The 512-nt window shown below is 57.8% G+C and carries 2 protein-coding genes; both read right to left on the bottom strand.

What is annotated here, in order from left to right; genetic code table 11:
- Nucleotides 1-231 (bottom strand): DNA cytosine methyltransferase (locus tag HMPREF3119_RS11540; protein ID WP_210388497.1); only part of this gene is annotated, 231 nt, incomplete at its 3' end.
- Nucleotides 231-479, bottom strand: a complete 249-nt coding sequence (locus tag HMPREF3119_RS11545) for a hypothetical protein (protein WP_070579783.1) — start codon at nucleotides 477-479, stop codon at nucleotides 231-233. The genes HMPREF3119_RS11545 and HMPREF3119_RS11540, both read right to left, overlap by 1 nt.
- Nucleotides 480-512 lie beyond the last annotated feature (33 nt).

Raw genomic sequence — 512 nt, forward strand, 5'->3', positions numbered from 1 at the left:
ACACGGTGTACCACCCACCAGCAGATCCGGCGCTGGCACATCACCGGCACGAACCGCCGCGGCAAGTTTTGTCATATCGCCCAGGTTATCCACCTGCGGCCAGTGTGCAGCCAGTACGGCAGACGGGAACGGTTCAATTTCGCTGAACCAGAGAGGTTTCATTCCGACAGGCTCCCAGGCGACCGAAGCGGCCTCGATGCCGGAGCATACAGATCCGTAAGTCAGGCTCATCAGATGACCCCCTTGTGCTGGTAGCGTTTAACTGTGGCGCGGGTCATGAAATACTGCCGCTCGATGTTCTGAAACCGGATATGGTCATCCCAGCCACGACTGTGGCAAATGCGGATTACCTTATGGCGGCTGTTCCAGTGGTCTTTCAGGTCACGCAGTACCCACCACCGGCGGATTTGATGCAGGACGGCCAGCACCGGGAACACACTCACGCCGTAAATCTCTTTGCTTTCTGAGCGCATGTTCATGCTGCCTCCCGTTCTTTTGCGGCCTGCTCTGTG

Origin of the sequence: Morganella sp. HMSC11D09 (assembly GCF_001807955.1) — a bacterium.
In the GTDB taxonomy this organism is placed as follows: domain Bacteria; phylum Pseudomonadota; class Gammaproteobacteria; order Enterobacterales; family Enterobacteriaceae; genus Morganella; species Morganella morganii.

Bases quoted from the DNA above. Each gene is read 5' to 3' on its own strand.
- HMPREF3119_RS11545 (WP_070579783.1), bottom strand. From the start codon at position 479: ATGAACATGCGCTCAGAAAGCAAAGAGATTTACGGCGTGAGTGTGTTC.